The organism is Proteus sp. ZN5 (genome assembly GCF_011046025.1).
Taxonomy (GTDB): Bacteria; Pseudomonadota; Gammaproteobacteria; order Enterobacterales; family Enterobacteriaceae; genus Proteus.
In genome coordinates, this window is the sequence record NZ_CP047639.1 from 1,798,127 (window position 1) to 1,820,529 (window position 22,403).

Genomic DNA, 22,403 nt, shown 5'->3' on the forward strand with positions numbered 1-22,403 from the left:
AGCTTAATCCTTAGCCGCTAAACGACGTTGGCTTCTTATTTTCATTGCTCGCCAAATAAGAAGAGAGACAAGAATAATGCCGATAATTGCCGCTAAACCGAGCCATATAGGGTGAGATGCAAACACATACCAAACCTCTTCCCACCAAGGTAAATAACCGACGAAATAAGTGTCACCTACACGCAAGCTATTTACCCCTGATTCTCTGACTAATACCACTGAACCATGCATAGCATCACGTTCACCGCTATCACTGAGTGCTTCATTTAACAGTTTGTAACCTTGTGTACTATCGGCTAATAGTGCGATAACGCTACGTTGTGAAAAGAATGGAGATTGGAAACCAATAATTGCACCCATTGATCCTTTTGATGTCAGGGAGATACGACTATCAGGGCGTTTATCAGCTGGTTGATAACTTGTGTGGCTAAAGATACTGATCTCACGAGAAGGCAGAGTGATTTCACTACGTGCTTTATCAATCAGTACATTCATCTGTTTATCATTATTTAATGCAGGTGGAATGGTGCCGATAAGTAGCAGATCCGCATCCCTTTTTTGCACTTCTTCTAATGAATCGGTTAATGAAACATTCAAGGCGGGATAACCTGTTTGAGCACCTATATTTCCAGTTGAAATTAATAGGGTAGACAACTGAGTTGGAGACGGTTGCTGATTAACAAAAATCAGGGTTTCGGACAGGTCCGCATAACGGCTAAATGGGAAACCAGCATGACTGTAAACCCGTAAGTCAGGCAGTGCAATGTAATGTCGATAGTCACCTGTAAAATTAAAACTAGATAAATCATCAATCGCGACTGCATTTGGAACAGGTTGATAAGTAATACATTGATCTAGTGAACCACCCGGAATTGGGTTGGTGTAATCAAAGGCAAATGTAATTTGGTTACGTTCCCCCAGTTTTACTGCAGGAATATTCAATAAATTCTTATGCTCAATCCAGCCTTGAATAAGCGGTAAATAAGCGATAACAAGGTTATCTTTTTTATCTTTTTCAAGAGGATAAGCTTTAATGAAATGATCGTTTACTGAGATAGACATACGAGAGTCATCTTGAAATGCAGGTGCGGTATAGCGATAACGCAATTGCATTTGTAATCCCGTATTATTAAACATAAAGAGATCAGGCGGTAACGTCATATTCAATGTAATAGGATTCGGTTTTAATCCACGAGATTGCAACTGACCTTCATAATCTTGTAACGTATTAAAATAGATAGGTTTATTCAACTGTACCCATTTTGGCGCATCATAAGGCTCTCGTGGGATCAGTTTTTCTACATCATTAATTGTGATGACATTTCCTCTGAAAATAACTTGCCCACGGGCTATTCCGTTTACGGCAGTGATCAAATCATTATCATCACGCCCCATAATAAGAAGTAATTTAATATAAGGATTGGTTGGGTGTGTCAGCATTTCGATGGTTGGCACTTTAACATCGGGATGCTGCTTTAAAAACGCAGGTTTTTGTTTATTAGTTGCAAAAACAATACTGTGTTGATTTGGTAAAGCATCATAATAAACAGGGTAATTTTGCTTACGCCAATCAACTTGAGTACCAAACCAAGAAGAGAGTATAGCCGCAGCCTTTTGTTGAACTAAATTAGGCGACTGACTGAACACCATCGGCAGTGTTAATTCACCAAAATCACGGCTGTCAAAAAATGGCTCTGGGAAGTGCGCTAATTCATTACCTAAACGGAGTGATTGAAAGGTTAAATTCAACTGACTGCTTTTACTCACATCAAGCCAGAGTGTGGTATTTGCTTGGTTTTCACAAATTTCACGATAATGGCCAATAAAAGAGAGTTTTATATGGTTAAAATCTTGAATAAATAAAGGATCAATTGATATCGTAATTTGGTTTTTCTTACCTAAATCTTCCTGTTTTAAGGTAATAACTCCCATCAATTCATCATTCAAATAGACATTAAGATGAGATTCCACAGGAAGGAGTGACGGAGATGGTGTAAATTCTAAATCGAGAGTCGCTTTTGAAACATATTCATCACTACGTACACCAAATTCTAAATAGCCGTCAGGGCTAACGCCTGTCAAATGAATAGCGCCATAGCTAGGTGCTGTCTCTGCAAATTTTAATATTTTCTGGCGAGCAGAAGGGGTGATATCAGCAGAAGGCAGTTGTGTATTTCCAAGCCTTGTTTGAGAAATAACTTCAGGAGCTGCTTCAGTTATTGTAACGGGTGGCGCTGAAATATTAGTTTGCGCTTCTTGCGTTTCATCTCCATGAACTGAAGAAGTGAGCATAAATAAGGCAAATATGAGAAAACGTTTTTTCATTATTGTTACCCATGATCTTATTGTTTATGAATAAATTTCTAGAAAACTGAGTTTTTTCTTCAAGACTGATGAAATATTTGTGAAACATTAACGCGTTGAGGGAGTAACGATGAAAGCCACAGCAAAAACAAACCAAGTAAGCGAAAAGTGGCGTAAATAAAATAAGGAGCACGCTTTAACAAGGTGTTATAACCTTGCATGCTGATAAAAATAATGTTCTTGAGACTGCTTAAAGGTCTGTCGGCTGGAAGTTCGTTTTGCCAATCAGCCCAAGTATCGGCTCGCTCAAAAGTACAAGCGGTAAAATCGATAGCTTTTTGTGTTGTCATTTCAAGGAGTTGTAACCCAATGATTTGCCCATCAACACGTGAAACATTGGCTTTAAAGGCATGTTCACGCTGATTTTCACTGAGCAATAGAGTGATACTTTCATTTGGAGTGAGTGAAAGAGTGACATTATCAGGCAATAGAATGGCACAGCTATTATCAGAAAAATCATAGAGATAACAGCGATAGAGAGAGCCATTGTTTAACAGCAACATAGCAGGAACTTTAACGCGAACGCGAGGGAAACGGCGTTGTTGCTTTGTTTCGACTGAAACTGCAATCGCAACACCCAGTAAGATAAGGTTATAGCAAACCCACAATAAACACATAACAACAGCCCAAGCTTCATCAGGATCACCTGTTGCAATGCGCCAAAAGGCAAACAAAATACCCAGTAAATTTAGGTTGAGAAAGAGTAAATAAGGGCGGTTAATTCGCCAATCGACAAAGCCTTCTTCCATCACGCCACCTTTGTTTGTAACGTTGAAAGTTCCTTTATGAGGAGAGAAAAGGGTACTCAATACAGGACGAGTGGTGTACCACGCCAAAATCGTTTCATAAACTTCACCCCAAAATGAGTGGCGATAAGCGCCTTGTAACTTCGCACTCGCGAGTGAAATATGGATCAGATACGGCACAACGTAGAGGGCGATGGCAACTGCAGGTGCATAAATGATATAGGCATGGAAAAAAAGAAACGTCAGTGGTGCAAGTAAGAAGATCATTCGTGGAATGCCAGAAAAAAAGTGCAACATGGCATTTAGGTAACAAAGACGTTGTGGCAGGCTCAAGCCTTTACCAAAAAGTGGATTATCAAGTCGGAATATTTGCACCATTCCCCTTGCCCACCGAATACGTTGACCTATATGAGCGGATAATGATTCAGTCGCTAAACCTGCTGCTTGTGGAATACGAATATAAGCAGATCTCCAGCCATGGCGATGTAAGCGTAGTGAGGTATGCGCATCTTCTGTCACTGTTTCAACGGCAATGCCACCAATTTCATCCAACGCAGTACGGCGTAAAACAGCACATGAGCCACAGAAAAACGCTGCATTCCAAGTGTCATTACCATCTTGAACTAATCCGTAAAAGAGTGTGCCTTCATTCGGCGTTTCACGGAAATTACCTAAATTACGTTCAAAAGGGTCGGGTGAGAAAAAATGGTGAGGTGTTTGTACCAAAGCCATTTTTTTATCTTTTAAAAACCATCCCATCGTAAATTGTAGAAATGAGCGTGTTGGAATATGGTCGCAGTCAAAGATAGCGACAAATTCGCCAGAAGCGAGAGTTAAGGCATGATTGATATTACCTGCCTTAGCAAAATCGTGTTTTTCTCGTGTGATATAACGAATACCCACTTCTTGAGCAAATGCCTTAAATTCAGGACGATCACCATCATCAAGAAGATAAATAGTGAGCTTATCTTTAGGCCAATCTAAATTTAAGCTGGCATAGATTGTAGGTTTAATAACTTGTAAATCTTCGTTATAGGTAGGAATAAAAATATCAACGCTTTGCCATTGTGTAATATCTTCAGGCATAGAAACGGGTTTGCGATGCAGTGGCCAAATACATTGCATAAAACTAAGGAATAACACACACCAAGCATAAGTTTCAGCCAATAAAAGCAGTAAACCACAAAATAAGCTGAAATTATCAATCCAATAAAGGGTTGATTGATAACGCCACCAAATATATCGACATGCAATTGTCAGTGCCAATATAACCATTGCGATTGAAGAGAAACGCCCCGGAATATCACGGATAGCTAAGGCAACTAGCCAAAGAACAATTACAAAAACAAATTGGAATGTAAGATCAAATGGCTGAGTGATACTGAGCAAAATAAAGAAAATGGCAAAAATAGCGATGAGGGAATAGAGAACATACTGCCAAAATGGTGTGGTTTTTTTCTTATGTTCAATGATGTCAATCGCGATAGGAGTGACATGAACAAAGAGTTTTTTGTATGTTTTTCGAATATAGGAAATCAGTTGTGTGGGTTTTTTAATTAGCAAATGCGCGACATAATGACAAGCTAGCCAAATACTTTGCAACAAATAGCGTATAGGATCGAAAACTTTGGGGCAACGAGGATCAATATGGGGATATAGCTCTCGTTGTTTTCTGGCTATTCTCCGCCAAAAAGGGGATTCCATTCGTAAAAAAAACCACATAATGCCCATAAATAGCTCGCTAATAATAGCCGCGCTACGAGATGCACCGTTATGGCGATAAAACTTGTAGTAACGAATAAGAATATGTTGTGTCATATTCTTTTCGACTTTTTTCGTGGCATCGTAAGATGATGGCATTATGGCTGTCCTTCTTTCCTCTCAAATAACGAAAAACACCATTGAGCGAGTTGCGCGATCTCTTCTACTAACATGCAATTAGCTCGGTAATCATATAAGGGTAAACGTGAGGCACAGGCCTCTAGTGAGGCTTCATCTCGATGAAGAACGACAGGGCATAATGGAAATGGTGTCGTTTGCCAAAATTGATAAAAATCTTGATGAATTTGGCTGGTGGCACGAAATTGGTTAATCAGTACGTATTCATTTTCGATAAATGTGTGCTGGTTAAGGCGAATATGGCAGTTACTCTCCGCCATTGTTACGGTGAAAAAAACATCCGCTTTTTCTATCCAAGGCGTGAAAAGAGCGTCTTCTGTATGCTGTAAATCCATTAAAATAATGGCATCAGGGTGTAGCTGAATAAATGTCGTTAAAAAATGGGTAAGGTGTTGTTTTGCTGAAAATGACAACTGTAAGAGCAAATTATCCTTCATATTAACCAAACCAAAAGGCAACACTTGGTAGTGTGGTCGATAGTAAAAAATACTCTCCTCTATAGGTGTTTCTGATAATAATGCCTGACTTAATGTGGTGTTTTTTTGCTGTGCAGGAAAATAAAAAGACAAAATATTTTCAGTGCAATTATCAATAATAAGCACTTCTTTATTTTGTTGGTTAAATTGTCGAGCAAGCGCAATTGCTGTGGACGTTGTACCCACTCCACCTCTGAGTCCTTTTAATACAATAAGTGGCATAGTTAGCCTCATTTAGTCATGTAATGAAATGCATTAAGTAATGGCCAGCGATAAATAAGCGCACTATTTTCTTCTTCTTTATTGATATCCTGATAGTGATAGTTATTTAATGAAAATAATTTTTTTAGTTTATCAATGTCCTTATTTAGATTATTTTTTTCTATTTTCATATTTGAGTTAATAAAACTTTCATTTTTCATTTTATTATCCTCTGGATAAAATAAAAATAAATTCCCATCGAAATTAAGATCTCGATAAAAATAGTGGTTAATTAATGGTGAGTTCTATTTATTTAAGCTTTCTATTTTAGAATATGCTTTAAAGTTCATTATTTCAATTACGTAAAAATACATAAAATAGATGTTTATTATCTTATTTTAATAAATGATGATTATTGATTTTCTTTTTATGTTTATATTTTCTTGATTTTTTAAATATCGTTCATTGAATAATAACTGAAATAGTTTAGCTACAAAATAAAGTAATAAAATAGAAATGTAAATTAGCTGTTTATAACAATATATTAAATTATTAAAATTAGATGATCGTTATTGTATATTGATCTGTATCATTTTTAATATAAAAAACATTGTTTTTTAGTCTTTTAATGATTGTTTTTGTTCTTATATTGAGTTGTTTGTTTATATATTGCTAATTATGTTTTCTAGTTGTTAATTGCTGTTGTTAATGTGTACTTCGTTTTGTATTTGTTTCGAAATATAAAAATAAGATAACTCTGTGTTTCATTATTTAATGTAAATAAAGCATCATTTTTAAAAATAGACGCTATTATATAATTATAACGTTGAGTATTTTTTTTAAATTCAGTTTAAATAAGTTGGTTATCGTAATTGTCTTTCTTTTATATAAGAGGTAAGTATTTCCTGACGAGGTTTACTTTTTCATTATTTTTTATTTAAGGGTTTTTACTTGGTTTTAAATAAATATTCTCTTATATGTTTATTTAGTAGTTAATTAAATATCAGAAGTAATAAAAAGACAGATGTGAGTAATCATATAACTGTCGAATTGGATTTATTTATACTAAAGAGTAGGAAATAAAAATGAACAAATCTAATACAACCCAGTTCGATTTTTTACATTACTGGCATGGGTTGGCAGCATGGAATTTCTATTTTTTACTAAAGTTTGTTTTACTTTGGTATGGTTATTTAAATTTTGATGCTTTTAGCAATTTACTTTTTCTTGCCTTTTTATTGTTCCCATTACCAAAAGATATTTGGCATAAAATGCGTAATTGGGTCGCTATTCCAATAGGGATAATATTATTTTACCACGATACTTGGTTGCCCAGCTTTTCAACAGTACTTGCTCAAGGCGGACAGCTTAAACAGTTTTCCTTTGATTATCTTGTTGAGTTAACAGTTAACTTCATTAATATCAAAATGATAGGTGTCGCTTTTATTTTGTTAGTGGGTTACCTTTTTATTGAACAGTGGGTGAGGGTATCTGTTTTTATTATTGCGGGTGTGTTGTGGCTAAATCTTGGTGGGTTTACTCATTTTTCTCAAGGTGTGGTGCCTACCGTTTCTGCTAATTCTTTCACTCAAGAAAGTAACATCAGTACAGAAAAAAACACTGTAGTAGCCAAAGCGCCTGAAGTATTACCAGCATCAGTGGAGCCGCAAGTTTCTCCTGAAGTTGTGCCGACTAAAGAAGTAGAGGCTGCATCTATTAATACCGTTTACCCACCACAAAAACTGAAGGTCAATAATAAGGTATTGGACGATTGGCTAACACAGTTTTATGGTTATGAAAAAAAACGCACAACACCATTTCCTGCGCAGTTAGCAGCCAATGCTCAGCCTTTTGATATCTTAATTATTAATATTTGTTCACTTTCTACGGCTGATGCGGCAGCTGTTGGGCTACAAGAACACCCTATTTGGGGTAATTTTGATGTGTTATTTAGTCACTTTAACACTGTATCTTCTTATAGTGGTCCTGCATCATTAAGATTATTACGCGCGAGTTGTGGTCAAACTCACCACTCTGATTTATACGATCCCGCAGATACACAATGTCTGCTGATGGATAATTTATCGTCATTAGGATTTGCCAAGAAATTAGTACTCGACCATAACGGGAAGTTTGGTAATTACCTTAAAGAAGTTCAGCAACTCGGTAATCTTAATATTGCCTTACAAGATCAAGAAAATCTTTCTCATCAAATTACCGCATTTGATGGCACCAAAATTTACAATGATAAGGAAACATTACAACGTTGGTTGAAAGCGCGTGAACAGTCTAATGAGAGCCGCTCTGTGACCTTTGTGAACTTAGTGTCATTACACGATGGTAATCGTTATGTAGGCGAAAATAGTACTGCTGATTATGGTAAACGTGCCTCTACATTACTTGATAACTTAGATAGCTTTATGAATGAGCTAGATAAAAAAGGAAGAAAAGTGATGGTAGTGATTGTGCCTGAGCATGGTGCGGCGCTACAAGGTGATAAGACACAAATGTCAGGATTAAGAGACATTCCAAGCCAAAGTATTACTACCGTTCCTGTTGGTATTCGTTTCACAGGAATAAAAGATAGAGCACAATTTTACCCTCCTGTGATTGTCGATGAACCCAGTAGCTATTTGGCTATCTCTGAGTTTATTTCTCGTAATGTGAATGGTGATATTTTTAACCAATCTGTTATTGATTGGGATGCCTTAGCCAGTGAACTTCCTCAAACTGCCAATGTTGCGGAAAACCAAGCTACGGTTGTGGTTGATTATCAAGGGCAGTCTTATATCAAGTTAAATGGAGGTGAGTGGATTAACTACCCTAACTAACTTTTTATAGGAAACAGTTTCATCATAAATCTATGTTCTCGTTTTCTCCTATTGAGACCCCCGTATGATTGCGGGGTTTTTTTATGAGTTTTATAAATAGAAGCCCATAAAAAAACCACATCTATAAAGATGTGGTCTTACCAAAATCAATAACGTGATGTTACTGGCAAGAGACTTATTTTAAGCCTGCTGCTTCACGTAAGATTTCAGCTTTGTCTGTTGCTTCCCAAGGGAACTCAGGGCGACCAAAGTGACCATAAGCAGCCGTTTTTTGGTAGATTGGGTGCAGTAAATCTAACATTTGAATTAATCCATAAGGACGTAAGTCAAAGAATTCACGCACTAACAGAATAAGCTGTGCTGTTGGGACTTTTTCAGTACCAAATGTTTCTACCATAATTGATGTTGGCTCTGCCACACCGATTGCGTAAGAAACTTGGATTTCACAACGATCTGCTAAACCTGCAGCCACGATATTTTTAGCAACGTAACGAGCAGCATAAGCTGCTGAACGGTCAACTTTCGATGGATCTTTACCAGAGAAAGCACCGCCACCGTGACGAGCCATACCGCCGTAAGTATCGACAATAATTTTACGACCAGTTAAACCACAGTCACCCATTGGGCCACCGATAACAAAACGACCTGTTGGGTTGATGAAATATTTAGTTTGTTCATTTAACCATTCTGCTGGCAGAACAGGTTTAATGATCTCTTCCATCACTGCTTCATGCAGATCTTTTTGTGAAATTTCTTCAGAATGCTGAGTTGATAATACAACTGCATCAATACCAACAACTTTATTGTTGTCGTATTGGAAGGTAATTTGGCTTTTCGCATCAGGGCGTAACCAAGGTAAAGCGCCGCTTTTACGCACTTGTGCTTGGCGTTGAACTAAACGATGAGCATAGGTAATTGGTGCAGGCATTAATACGTCAGTTTCGTTGGTTGCATAACCAAACATTAAACCTTGGTCGCCAGCGCCTTGTTCTAATGGATTTTCACGGTCAACGCCTTGGTTGATATCAGGTGATTGTTTACCAATCGCACTGATAACTGCGCAGGAATTAGCATCAAAGCCCATGTCGGAACTGGTATAGCCGATTTCACGAACAGTGTTACGTGTAATTTCTTCAATATCGACCCAAGCTTTGGTGGTAATTTCTCCGCCTACCATAACCATACCTGTCTTAACGTAAGTTTCGCAGGCAACGCGTGCTTTTGGATCTTGTTCTAAAATTGCATCCAGAACAGCATCAGAAATCTGATCTGCAATTTTATCTGGATGACCTTCTGAGACTGATTCAGAAGTAAAAAGGTGTGTAGTCATTATATCTCGTTACCTTAATACAAACGGTTTAAGGATGGATGTTTTAACATCTAGACGTCTATTTTATGACTCTTCTCTCTTTAATTCCAGCTTTTTTTAATCAAATATAGGGATAAAGCAGAATCAAACAGTTAATCTTATTTTTTGTTGCCCACTATTTTGTGTCGAGAAAATAGGGATGAGAGAAAAAACAATTTTTTGTACTTTTTGCTTTGCATTTTTAACTAACTAAAGGTATAACCTCGCGGTTACTGTGAAATCTGAACACAGTGTAAACCGCAGGATTTCTGATCCTGTTTCTCTGTTAGGGAAATGGCTTATAGGTTTAAGCCATGTGTGGAGTGAATGGGTAATGATCCATTGTCTACAGGTTAGTCTTTTCAAAAACCAAAACAGTACTCGCCAATACTATACACGTAGTATATCTAGAGTAATTTCCTCTTTGAGCTCTTTCTCTTTAGAGCGAAGTTGTCTGTTACTTGCCAATAGGTGATTGTGTTAACTCGTTATAGGTTAACTCAAGAACTTTCTACTATTATGTCCTGCGTATAGCTGGATAATCATATAAAAAATATATAGTGAGCCATTACTTCCAACTGTTATTTATCAGTCGTTTCAGATTTTTGTCGGATAATTGACTACTATGGTGACAGGCAAGGTATAAACTCATACTCCCTAAGGAGAATGTCATGAATGATAACATCGCTCGTAAGATGCAGCAGACCTATAACATCGCATATTGGGGTGGCGGTTACTATTTAGCGAATAATCGGGGAAATATTAGCGTTTGTCCTAATCCTGATGTTCCTGATGCAACTTTTGATTTAACCGAATTGGTTAAACGAGTTCAAGAAGAGCAATCGAACCTGCGTTTACCTGCGCTTTTTTGCTTCCCTCAAATACTACAACACCGTTTACGTTCGATTAATGCTGCGTTTCATCGTGCGCGTGAATCCTATGGTTATAAAGGTGACTATTTTTTAGTTTACCCAATTAAAGTTAACCAACAACGTCGTGTTATTGAGTCATTAGTCAATGCAGGAGAGCCTTTAGGTTTAGAGGCTGGCTCTAAAGCAGAATTAATGGCAGTACTTGCTCATGCCAACATGACAAGTTCTGTGATTGTTTGTAATGGTTATAAAGACCGTGAGTATATTCGTCTAGCACTCACTGGCGAAAAACTTGGGCATAAAGTTTTCTTAGTCATTGAAAAAATGTCTGAGATTAAAATGGTTCTTGAAGAAGCTGAACGTTTAGAAGTTATTCCACGTTTAGGCGTTCGCGCTCGTCTTGCTTCTCAAGGATCAGGCAAATGGCAGGCAAGTGGTGGTGAAAAATCAAAATTTGGTTTAGCCGCGACACAAGTTCTGCAATTAATTGATATGTTACGCCAAGCCGACCGCTTAGATAGCCTGCAATTACTGCATTTCCATTTGGGATCACAAATGGCGAATATCCGTGATATCGCAACTGGTGTTCGTGAATCTGCACGCTTCTATGTTGAACTGCATAAATTGGGCGTGAATATTCAGTATTTCGATGTGGGTGGCGGTTTAGGTGTGGACTATGAAGGTACACGCTCACAATCTGATTGCTCTGTTAACTATGGCCTTAATGAATATGCGAATAACGTTATTTGGGCGATTGGTGACGCGTGTGATGAAAATGATTTACCACACCCAACCGTTATTACTGAATCAGGTCGTGCATTAACAGCACACCATACGGTATTAATTTCTAATGTAATTGGTGTTGAACGTAATGAATTTACGGCAATTACACCCCCTGAAGATGATGCTGCAAGACCAATTGCAAGCCTTTGGGAAACATGGGAAGAGATGCAAACAAAAGGGCATAGCCGTTCATTACGTGAATGGTTACACGATAGCCAATTAGACTTACATGATGTGCATACTCAATATGTTCACGGTATGTTAAGTCTGACTGAGCGTGCATGGGCAGAAGAGCTGTATTTGAATATCTGTCGTCGTATTCAGTACGATTTAGATCCAAGCAATCGCGCCCATCGTCCTATTATTGATGAGTTACAAGAACGCATGTCAGATAAGTTCTATGTTAACTTCTCATTGTTCCAATCTTTACCTGATGCATGGGGGATCGACCAGTTATTCCCTGTATTACCGATTGAAGGGCTAGATAAACCACTTGATCGTCGCGCAGTGTTACTCGATATCACTTGTGACTCAGATGGTATTATTGACCATTATGTTGATGGTGATGGTGTTGAAACAACGATGCCAATGCCAGCTTATGATCCTGAATATCCACCAATGATCGGCTTCTTTATGGTAGGGGCTTATCAGGAAATTTTAGGCAATATGCATAACTTATTTGGTGATACGGCGGCGGTTGACGTTTACCTTGATGAGAAAGGTAATCTGACTTACGTGCAAAGTGAAGAGGGCGATACGGTTGCTGATATGCTCCAATACGTTAAGTTAAATCCTACCATACTGTTAGATCGTTTCCGCACCCAAGTAAAAAATGCACAGTTAGATGAAGCGTTACAAGAGCAATTCCTGACTGAATTTGAAAGTGGTTTATACGGCTATACGTATCTGGAAGAAGAAGAGTAATTCTTCACTTTCCAATGCAGGAGTGATGTTATTAAACATCACTCTTTATCTATCATATTGATTTGTATGTTGCTTATTTTAAATAAGTAACAGAGGTAATAGCATGAAAAATAGTACGTTAGGTAATGAGACTGATAATTCATTGATCTCTAATGCATTTGGTTTTTTACGTTTTCCACTGAATTTTCAGCCTTATAGTAGTGATGCAGATTGGGTTATTACAGGTGTGCCTTTTGATATGGCAACATCAGGTCGTGCAGGAACTCGTCATGGACCAGGCGCTATTCGTCAAATTTCAACGAATTTAGCGTGGGAAGGTAATCGCTGGCCGTGGGATTTCGATATGCGTGAACGTTTAAGCGTTGTCGATTGTGGTGACTTAGTATTTAACTTCGGTGATGCACAAGATATGAGCGATAAATTACAAGCTCATACAGAGAAGTTATTAGCCGCAGGTAAAAAGTGCTTAACGTTTGGTGGTGACCATTTTGTCACATTGCCTTTATTACGTGCCCATGCAAAACATTTCGGTAAGATGGCATTAGTTCATTTTGATGCGCATACTGATACTTATGGTAATGGCAGTAAATTTGACCACGGTACAATGTTCTTCCATGCACCAAATGAAGGATTAATTGATCCTAACCACTCTGTTCAAATTGGTATTCGTACTGATCATGACAGTGATAATGGTTTCACTGTATTGGATGCAGCACAGGTTAATGATCGTGGTGTGACTGATCTTATTGATCAGATCAAGGGCATTGTTGGTGATCTCCCTGTTTATCTGACATTTGATATCGACTGTCTTGATCCTGCGTTTGCACCAGGAACAGGAACACCAGTTGTAGGCGGTTTAACAACAGATAAAGCACTGAAGATCCTACGTGCATTACAACCATTAAATATTGTCGGCATGGATTTAGTTGAAGTTTCTCCAGCTTACGATCAATCGGATATTACAGCACTTGCAGGTGCAACCATTGCTCTTGATATGTTGTATCTGCAAGCCGCAAAAAAATAATTTCTGTTAATTTCAGAAAATAAAGACAAAGCGATATCTGTTAGGTATCGCTTTTTTTATGTTTGTTTTTTGAAAAAAAGAACGCTTTTTTATCTTGATGATTGTCTGTTATAAGTTACACTTTATTTGTAATTTATAAGCGACAATCAAGTGATTTGGCAATAGGGATAGCAAATGCCATATAAAATAGTACGTTATCAAGATAATAATCAAAAAGTACCCTATACGGATTGGATTAAGAAAACGTGATCCTCAAGCAGCAGCAAAAGTAGAAGTACAAATATCACGAGCCTGTGTCGGTAATTTTGCTGATCATAAGTTTGAAAGAGAAGGTGTTTGGGCTTTACGGATCAATTATGGTCAAGGGTATCGAGTTTATTACTCTGTAGAGAATGGGCTTATAATTCTCTTATTAGTTGGAGGTAATAAAGGAACTCAGCAAGCAGATATAGACAAAGCAGTGAGTTATCTTAAAGATTATTATGTGAGGATAAAAAATGACAAATAAAATAGAAAAAATGAAACAAAATAATATCCCTGCATGTATTGATCATGATGCTGAATTGATCAAAGAACTGCGAGAAGATCCTGTTTATGCAGAAATTTATTTACAGACAGCATTAGAAGGTATCTATGAACCTGGAGGCGTTGGTGCGTTTCTTATTGCATTACGGCAAATAATCGAAGCTCATGGTGGTGTAGGTGAAATAGCAAAAAAATCAGGTCTTTCTCGACAGCATATTTATCGAGCATTATCTGAAAATGGTAATCCGACTTTAACAACACTCACAGAAATAACACGAGCAGTGGGTGTTAGGCTGGCTTCTTCTCATTGCATTTAGAAAAATAAACCAGAAAGTATCGTATTAATAATAATGCCCTGTGTGATTTAAAATAATGACACAGGGTTATTTATTGCGGGCGATTTATAACGAAATTAAAGCTGAAAATAACGAGCAAGCAGAGGGGCGGTAAAATTCTTTTTTAAATAGAAGCCTCTGGGTAAGGTCATAATACGTTGCCCATCTTCACCAATAGCTTCTGTTAATGCTTTGCTGTTTGCGGCTTTGGGACGGATTTGTAAGACTTGCCCGTGACGTGCGGTAATGCTTTCTATTTTACCTAACACAATCATATCCATTAGTTCTTCCCAATCATGACGTAATAGTTCTTCTTCGGTACTATTTGGGCTCCAAAGTAACGGGGAGGCGACGCGACGTTGTGCTAATGGTATTTCCCTTTCTCCTTCAACAGGCACCCATAACACTTTTGAGAGCTTACGTTTTACATGGCTATTTTCCCATGTAATACCGCTGTTTCCGGTCAATGCTGCGACACAGACAAAAGTGGTTTCTAAAGGCATACCCAATCTATCAATTGGAATTGTTTTTAGTTCAATGCCCAATTCACTGAAATCTTGTTCAGGTTTGCTACCTGCACTTGCGCCTAAATAATATTCCAACAACATACCTACCCAGCCTTTATCTCTTTTAAGATCGATTGGGATAGGGAGTTGTGCAAAAGTGGCAAGTTCACCAAAAGTATAACCCGCAAGCGCTTTTGCTCGTTCGAATAAAACCTGCTCATTTTCGGGGGCGACTGGTGGCTTAAACATAGTTATTATCTTCTTGTATAAATAATAGACAGAAAAAACGGGTTGTTGATAACGTATTTAGCTTTATTTTATTTAAATCATAATAGCATGATATATCATCATTTTTTTGAGTTAATTCGCTAATTGAAATTTATAATTCCAAGTTGTGCACGGTTATCCTGAAATCATAAACAGGCTTTTACACTAGGTTATCCACAGCTTTATGGGATAACTCACAGAAAGTGAGATCACTGTTCTGATTTACAGCCTTGACTTTTACAGATATTTGCTAAAATTATCCTATTTTGTCTAACTAATCGGCATAACCTGTGGATAAAACATCCTGTGATTGTTTTTTGTACGATTTGAGCGAGGGGGGCTTTTAATTGTTTTATCCAATCGTTGAAATAGGCATTAAAAATTGGCTACTAATTTGAATTATAAGTGATATTTTTAAATTTATATCAACAGCCTTTCTAACAATGCAAAAACTATACCCTGATTATCTCACTCTTTTTCACATAGATATCCACAGAAAAAGTGAATAAATCCCCTAAGTGTTTATGTGGGTGTTTATAACTTTCAAGGTTTCTGTGAATTAACGCAAATAATGGCTAATTTGAACACTAAAAAGAAACGATAACCTATTTTATCTTTGGTGTATCGATATCAGGTGTAAACCATGCTGATTTAAAGTCAAACCAGCCAAAGGTATTCATTTTGACACCTCGTATGGTTCTCTGCCCTTGTAGCTCTAGTAAATGGTGAAATAGAGGATAAAGCCAAATATCTTGTGTTAGTTGGCGACACCACTCTTCAAGCGGTAAGGATTTTTGGTGCCATAGTGTTAGCTCTTGTGAAAACGATGCACCCAAACATTGGTGAAAGAGTGGTAATTCATAAAGTGCGGCGAAAATTGAGAACTCTAAAGGTTTATAAAAATTCACTGTCGCTAACCAAATATCACTGTCAGCTTCACCATAATACCATTGCTCATAATCAAGCACTTGAATGGTAAGTTCGATATCATACTGAGATAAAATACTTTTTATTAAATCTGCAATAGTGCTGTATTCATGATGCTCTTTATAAAGAGTGACCGTCAGTTTTGTTAATGAAGCCGGTTTAGGATGTTGGCGGATTAATTTACTGTGATGCCAATGAAGTAATAATCCATAAGCAGGAGACCAATGACGTTGATAGAAAGGATCACAATGCGTCAGCATATTAACAGGGGTTAACACACTGCTTAGCCATTCCCTTATTTCAGTCTGTTGACACTGCTTTGAGCGACTGTCATAGAGCAGAAAATAGCATCCTTCTTCTTTACGGCTTTCTAGCGAATCTTTATTGGTATCATCATCTGTTAAATGAATAGTTGAACAGACCATTTTGTTATTTAGTTCTGGAACTACCCAAATATCAATTTCATCTAATAATGCCCGTAAGCCAAAATAGCGATTAAAAGCTTTGATTTGCAGTTTATGTTTATCATTAGCGATAACCTGATAAGCACCCGTACCAATAGGGCGTTGTGCAAAAGAAGGGAGTGATGCCCACTCTTGCGGTAAAATAACGGCTTGTGGACTCCCTAATAACGTTGCAAATTGCTTATCTGCTTCGCTTAAGAAAATATCCAGCACATAAGGCTGAGGCGAGGAAATTTGTTCTATATGTGCATAAAGAGGATTGCAGTGTTTCATTCTCATTAAAGAAGTGCTGATATCTTCAAGAGTGAGTTCACGACCATGATGGAAATAGATAGAAGGACGTAAATAAAATCGCCAATGTTGCTCTGTGATCATTTGCCAATGATGAGCTAACTCGGCTTCGACTTCCCCATTTTCCTCTTTTAGATGCACTAATGAATTAAATATCTGGCTCATTAAATGTAATTCAGAACGTCTTAATGGTGTTCCCGGTAATAAATTCCTAAAAGGGCGATAGTAAATAATACGCAGTAATTGTTGACCAGGATGAAAGCTTTTTTCAATCTGTGAAAGCACCATTTGGCGCACGGAATCTTTATCACCCATTAATGCGACAAGCTTTTCAATATCATTCTCTGCTATCAGTCTTTCAGCGCGATTTTGTTGGATCTCAAGTGCATTAGAGTGAAAAATAAGTGTGGATTTTTTACCTCGACCGACTTCTGCTTGCCAATTTATCCAACCTATTTCTTGCATCTTATTTAGTAAAGAGCGGACATGACGACGCGTACAATGCAGGGTTTGTGCTAGTTCTTGTAACGTTGTTTCGGTTGCTTTTCCCTGAAAGGCTTGCCATAAGCGAATAAATTGTAACTCTAAGCGGGGTGAAATCATAAAAGAGGAAATCCCTTGATAAAGTGATCAATTTTAATTTCCTTATATTAGACCGATAATGATTGTGTTTAAAGTTAGCTCTCATGTTAGTTATCACAAATTATGAATACTGACAGACTCCCCCCATTTGAGCATTCGGTGATTACCGGCCAGTGATGATTGATCACTGGCTTTTTTATTGATTATTTATAGGAATGGTTTTATTGGGACAAAAAAAAGCCGTAAACGAATTTACGGCAAGAATGACAAAGTAAACATCACAGAAAGTAGAAGAAGGTGAAAATTGCTCTAATTAGCGCATAAAGGTAGGTTGTTTTGCCTCGTAAGCACTAATATCATCTTGGTGTTGCAGTGTTAATCCAATGCTGTCTAATCCTTCAATCATGCAATGACGGCGAAATGAATCGATTTCAAAAGAGAAATGTAATTCACCCGCTCTGACCTCTTGTGCCACTAAATCTACGGTAATGGGGGTGCCTGCATGTTCTTTCACCCAATCAAATAACTGTGAGACTTCATCATCACTTAATTTGATTGGTAATAATTGATTGTTAAATGAATTCCCATAAAAAATATCAGCAAAACTGGGGGCGATAACGGCATGAAAACCATAATCAGTTAATGCCCAAGGCGCATGTTCGCGAGATGATCCACAACCAAAGTTTTCTCGTGCCAATAAAATAGAAGCACCTTGGTAAATTGGCTGATTCAAAATAAACGCAGGATTAGGATGAGTGCCTTCATCATCCAAAAAACGCCAATCATGAAACAGGTGCTTACCAAAGCCAGTACGCGTTACTTTCTGCAAAAATTGCTTAGGAATAATGGCGTCGGTATCCACATTTGCTGCATCTAAAGGAACCGCAATACCCGTGTGTTGAGTAAATTTATTCATCATGTTCTCCTTTAAGATGCCACTGCAAATGTACGAATATCTGCAAAATGACCATTAATTGCTGCCGCTGCCGCCATTGCAGGACTGACTAAGTGTGTTCGACCTCCACGACCTTGGCGACCTTCAAAATTACGGTTGCTGGTGGATGCGCAACGTTCGCCCGGATTTAATCGGTCGTTATTCATCGCTAAACACATTGAACAGCCCGGTAAACGCCATTCAAAACCTGCTTCAATAAAGATTTTATCTAAGCCTTCAGCTTCAGCTTGTGCTTTAACTGGGCCTGATCCCGGAACAACAATCGCTTGAACATGGGAAGCAACTTTATGGCCTTTTGCGATTTCAGCAGCTGCTCGTAAATCTTCAATACGTGAGTTTGTACAAGAGCCAATAAAGACTTTATCGATAGCGACATCAGTTAAGTTGACACCTTCATTTAATCCCATATAAGCCAAGGCTTTTTCAGCAGAAGCGCGTTCTACAGGATCGTTAAAGCTATTTAATAACGGGACTATTTGGTCAATAGCAATAACTTGCCCAGGATTGGTACCCCATGTGACTTGTGGCGCAATATCAGCAGCATTAATAGTGACTGTGGCATCAAAAGTTGCATCATCGTCAGACTTTAAGGTTCTCCAATAAGCGACAGCTTCATCCCAAGATTGATCTTTAGGTGCAAATTGACGCCCTTTCAAGTAGTCAAAAGTGGTGTCATCAGGTGCGACTAAGCCTGCTTTAGCCCCCATTTCAATCGCCATATTGCATAAAGTCATTCGACCTTCCATGCTTAATGCTTCAATGGCTTCACCCGCAAATTCAACGATATAGCCCGTACCACCTGCACTACCTAATTTGCCGATAATGGCTAATACGATATCTTTCGCAGTGATCCCAATAGCGGTTTTACCCTGAACTTCAATTTTTAATGTTTTAGCGCGAGACTGTTTTAAGGTCTGAGTTGCTAAAACATGTTCGACTTCTGAAGTTCCGATCCCAAAAGCTAATGAACCAAAGGCACCATGAGTTGCAGTATGTGAGTCACCACAAACAATGGTCATTCCCGGTAAGGTTAAGCCTTGCTCTGGCCCCATTACGTGAACAATCCCTTGATAAGGATGATTTAAGTCATACAGCGTCACGCCAAATTCTTGGCAATTTTTCATCAACTCTTGCATTTGAATTCTCGCCATATCACCGCAAGCATTAATATCTTTAGTTTGTGTTGATACGTTGTGATCCATTGTTGCAAAGGTTTTATTCGGTTGACGAACAGGGCGACCTTTTGTTCTTAATCCATCAAAGGCTTGAGGTGATGTCACTTCATGCACTAAATGTCTATCGATATACAAAATGGGTGTTTCATCACTCACTTCTCTGACAACATGTGCATCATAAATTTTTTGATATAATGTTTTACCCATGTTATGCCCCTTCACGAATATACTGAGCGATACGATCACCCATTTCGGCAGTTGTGATTGCGTTACCATCACCCGCTAAATCTGCAGTGCGATAGCCTTTTGCTAATACTTGTGTGATAGCATCTTCAATGGCTTGAGCTGCATTATCTTCATTAAAGCTATAGCGTAATAACAGTGCAGCAGACAGAATTTGTGCAATAGGATTAGCAATGTTTTTACCTGCTATATCAGGCGCAGAGCCTCCTGCGGGTTCATATAAACCAAAGTGCTCTTCGTTAACACTGGCAGATGGCAACATTCCCATTGAGCCTGTGATCATTGCGCATTCATCAGATAAAATATCGCCAAAAATATTAGAGCACAGCAATACATCAAACTGAGATGGATCTTTAATTAACTGCATTGTCGCGTTATCGATATACATATGTTGAATTTCAACATCGGGATATTCTTTTGCGATCCCAGTGACAACTTCACGCCATAAAATAGAGCTTTGTAATACGTTAGCTTTATCAATAGAGGTTACTTTATAACGGCGTTTACGTGCCGACTCAAATGCAAAACGTGCAATGCGTTCAATTTCATAACGATGATAAACTTCAGTATCAAAAGCACGCTCTTGTGCGCCTTCTCCTTCACGACCTTTAGGCTGACCGAAGTAGATACCGCCTGTTAATTCACGTACACATAAAATATCAAAACCACGTTGGGCGATATCAGCACGTAATGGGCAGTAGGCTTCTAAACCTTCATATAAGCGAGCAGGGCGTAAATTGCAGAACAATTTAAAATGCTTGCGTAATGGCAATAAAGCACCGCGCTCTGGCTGTTCATTTGCGGGTAAGTGTTCCCACTTAGGGCCACCGACAGAACCAAATAAAATCGCATCAGCTTGTTCACAACCTGCTAAGGTATCTGCAGGTAATGGTGCGCCATGATTATCAATGGCAATGCCACCGATATCGTATTCTTTTGTTGTGATATTAAGTGAGAAACGCTCACTGATCGCCTTCATCACTTTTTGTGCTTGAGCCATGACTTCAGGGCCAATACCATCTCCGGGTAATACTGCAATATGATAATTTTTTGACATAATTAAACCGCTTCTTGTGTTGTATGTTGTTTGCGTTTTTCTATTTCGACTTGCTCAGAGCGCCAAATGCTATTGATAACGTGGATCATGGCATTCGCCGATGAACCTACGATGTCAGTTTCTAAACCCATTCCATGAAATTTACGTCCTTGATATTCAACGACGATATCAACTTGTCCTAAAGCGTCTCTACCTTCACCTTTAGCGGTTAATTGGTAAGTGACTAATTTTAATGGATAACCTGTTGCACGAGAGATAGCTTGATAAACTGCATCAACGGGGCCATTACCGGTTGCTGCCTCAGTAATTTCTTTGTCACCATGAGTAATGCTGACACTTGCGGTAGCAACGGTTGATGAACCAGATTGAGTATTAAAATAGTTCATTACAAACTCATCTGGCTCTTGTTGCTGTTGTCCCATAAATGCTAAAGCTTCCAAGTCGTAATCAAAGACTTGGCCTTTTTTATCGGCTAAACGTAAGAAGGCAGAATATAAAGTATCCAAGTTATAATCTGTTTCGCGATAACCCATCTCTTCCATTCGATGTTTAACGGCGGCACGACCTGAGCGAGACGTTAAATTCAATTGCACTTCTTTTAATCCGATAGATTCCGGTGTCATGATTTCGTAGGTTTCGCGATTTTTCAAAACACCGTCTTGGTGAATACCCGATGAATGCGCGAATGCATTGGAGCCAACAACAGATTTATTAGCATGAATTGGCGTATTACATAATTGGCTGACTAATTGACTGGTACGATAAATTTCTTTGTGATTAATCCGTGTTTGAACATTCATCATTTGCTCACGAACTTTTATCGCCATAATGACTTCTTCTAACGCACAGTTGCCTGCGCGCTCGCCTAAGCCATTAATTGTCCCTTCTACTTGTCTTGCACCTGCTTGTACTGCGGTAATTGAGTTAGCTACTGCCATGCCTAAATCATCATGACAATGAACAGAAATAATAGCTTTATCAATATTGGGAACACGCTCAAACAAGTTGGTGATAATGCCACCGAATTGATAAGGTGTTGTATAACCTACGGTATCTGGAATATTAATGGTGGTTGCGCCAGCATTAATTGCGCTTTCAACAATTCGGCATAAATTATCGATATGCGTACGACCCGCATCTTCGCAAGAGAATTCCACGTCATCGGTGTAGCGACGTGCGCGCTTTATCGAATTCACGCCCATCTCAATAATATCTTCGAATGATTTTTTTAATTTGTGTTCCGCATGCAATGCTGAGGTTGCCAAGAATACGTGGATACGAAAAGCTTCAGCGACTTTTAAAGACTCTGCTGCAACATCAATATCGTTATCAACACAGCGTGCTAATCCACAAATACGGCTATTTTTGATTTCGCGTGCAATGGTTTGTACGGATTCAAAATCGCCAGGAGAAGAAACAGGAAAGCCCGCTTCAATGATATCCACACCTAAACGCTCTAAAGCGTAAGCAATTTGTAGCTTCTCTTTTACGCTTAAGCTCGCCTGCAATGCTTGTTCGCCATCTCTCAATGTGGTATCAAAAATAATCACGTCGTTGCTCATAATCTGTTCCTTTCTCTTTTTATTTGCTGTTTGCGCTCTCCCAGGT

15 protein-coding genes and 1 pseudogene are annotated in these 22,403 nt (G+C 38.4%); 5 read left to right on the forward strand and 11 right to left on the reverse strand.

Annotation, left to right across the window (positions count from 1 at the left end):
- Positions 1–3: 3 nt before the first annotated feature.
- From bcsB to bcsR, 4 genes are read right to left on the reverse strand one after another with little or no spacing between them, the layout of a single operon-like run.
- A complete protein-coding gene (gene bcsB, locus GTK47_RS08295; RefSeq protein ID WP_165122732.1) occupies positions 4–2,325 on the reverse strand; it encodes a cellulose biosynthesis cyclic di-GMP-binding regulatory protein BcsB in 2,322 nt (773 codons plus the stop codon).
- A gap of 59 nt (positions 2,326–2,384) precedes the next feature.
- Positions 2,385–4,928, reverse strand: coding sequence for a UDP-forming cellulose synthase catalytic subunit (bcsA, locus tag GTK47_RS08300; RefSeq protein WP_241256105.1), 2,544 nt, complete (start codon positions 4,926–4,928; stop codon positions 2,385–2,387).
- A gap of 41 nt (positions 4,929–4,969) precedes the next feature.
- Complete coding sequence (locus tag GTK47_RS08305; RefSeq protein ID WP_165122734.1) at positions 4,970–5,707, reverse strand: cellulose synthase operon protein YhjQ/BcsQ; 738 nt, start codon at positions 5,705–5,707, stop codon at positions 4,970–4,972.
- 8 nt (positions 5,708–5,715) lie between these two features.
- The gene (bcsR, locus tag GTK47_RS08310) at positions 5,716–5,907 is read right to left on the reverse strand and encodes a cellulose biosynthesis protein BcsR (RefSeq protein ID WP_165122735.1); all 192 of its coding nucleotides are present in this window, start codon (positions 5,905–5,907) and stop codon (positions 5,716–5,718) included.
- Between the two features lie 864 nt (positions 5,908–6,771).
- On the opposite strand from bcsR, the gene bcsG reads away from it, so the two are divergent.
- Positions 6,772–8,517 carry a cellulose biosynthesis protein BcsG gene (gene bcsG, locus GTK47_RS08315; RefSeq protein ID WP_165122736.1) on the forward strand — a complete coding sequence of 582 codons (1,746 nt, stop codon included), beginning with the start codon at positions 6,772–6,774 and terminating at the stop codon, positions 8,515–8,517.
- Between the two features lie 175 nt (positions 8,518–8,692).
- Here the strand turns inward: bcsG and metK are convergent, their stop codons facing one another.
- Positions 8,693–9,847: a methionine adenosyltransferase gene (gene metK, locus GTK47_RS08320; RefSeq protein WP_165122737.1), complete on the reverse strand. Its 1,155-nt coding sequence runs from the start codon at positions 9,845–9,847 to the stop codon at positions 8,693–8,695.
- A 689-nt stretch (positions 9,848–10,536) separates the two neighbouring features.
- Here metK and speA point away from each other — a divergent pair.
- The 4 genes and pseudogenes from speA to GTK47_RS08340 all read left to right on the forward strand — a co-directional run bounded on the left by speA (position 10,537) and on the right by GTK47_RS08340 (position 14,310).
- Positions 10,537–12,444 (forward strand): biosynthetic arginine decarboxylase, encoded by a 1,908-nt coding sequence (gene speA / locus GTK47_RS08325; protein ID WP_165122738.1) that lies wholly within the window; start codon positions 10,537–10,539, stop codon positions 12,442–12,444.
- Positions 12,445–12,547: 103 nt separating this feature from the next.
- The gene (gene speB, locus GTK47_RS08330) at positions 12,548–13,468 is read left to right on the forward strand and encodes an agmatinase (protein ID WP_165122739.1); all 921 of its coding nucleotides are present in this window, start codon (positions 12,548–12,550) and stop codon (positions 13,466–13,468) included.
- 174 nt (positions 13,469–13,642) lie between these two features.
- A pseudogene (locus GTK47_RS08335) lies at positions 13,643–13,976 on the forward strand (type II toxin-antitoxin system RelE/ParE family toxin).
- Entirely contained in the window at positions 13,966–14,310 is a 345-nt protein-coding gene (locus GTK47_RS08340; RefSeq protein WP_165122740.1) for a helix-turn-helix domain-containing protein, read from the forward strand. Before GTK47_RS08335 ends, GTK47_RS08340 begins: the two are co-directional and overlap by 11 nt.
- A gap of 95 nt (positions 14,311–14,405) precedes the next feature.
- Here the strand turns inward: GTK47_RS08340 and mutH are convergent, their stop codons facing one another.
- The 6 genes from mutH to leuA form a co-directional block, all read right to left on the reverse strand.
- Complete coding sequence (gene mutH, locus GTK47_RS08345) at positions 14,406–15,083, reverse strand: DNA mismatch repair endonuclease MutH (protein ID WP_165122741.1); 678 nt, start codon at positions 15,081–15,083, stop codon at positions 14,406–14,408.
- Between the two features lie 623 nt (positions 15,084–15,706).
- Positions 15,707–17,386 (reverse strand): HTH-type transcriptional regulator SgrR, encoded by a 1,680-nt coding sequence (sgrR, locus tag GTK47_RS08350; RefSeq protein ID WP_165122742.1) that lies wholly within the window; start codon positions 17,384–17,386, stop codon positions 15,707–15,709.
- Positions 17,387–17,678: 292 nt separating this feature from the next.
- On the reverse strand, positions 17,679–18,284 hold the full coding sequence (gene leuD, locus GTK47_RS08355; protein ID WP_165122743.1) for a 3-isopropylmalate dehydratase small subunit: 606 nt from the start codon (positions 18,282–18,284) through the stop codon (positions 17,679–17,681).
- Between the two features lie 8 nt (positions 18,285–18,292).
- Positions 18,293–19,702 (reverse strand): 3-isopropylmalate dehydratase large subunit, encoded by a 1,410-nt coding sequence (leuC, locus tag GTK47_RS08360; protein ID WP_109401532.1) that lies wholly within the window; start codon positions 19,700–19,702, stop codon positions 18,293–18,295.
- Between the two features lies 1 nt (position 19,703).
- Complete coding sequence (leuB, locus tag GTK47_RS08365; RefSeq protein WP_165122744.1) at positions 19,704–20,795, reverse strand: 3-isopropylmalate dehydrogenase; 1,092 nt, start codon at positions 20,793–20,795, stop codon at positions 19,704–19,706.
- 2 nt (positions 20,796–20,797) lie between these two features.
- Positions 20,798–22,357 (reverse strand): 2-isopropylmalate synthase, encoded by a 1,560-nt coding sequence (gene leuA, locus GTK47_RS08370; RefSeq protein WP_165122745.1) that lies wholly within the window; start codon positions 22,355–22,357, stop codon positions 20,798–20,800.
- Positions 22,358–22,403 lie beyond the last annotated feature (46 nt).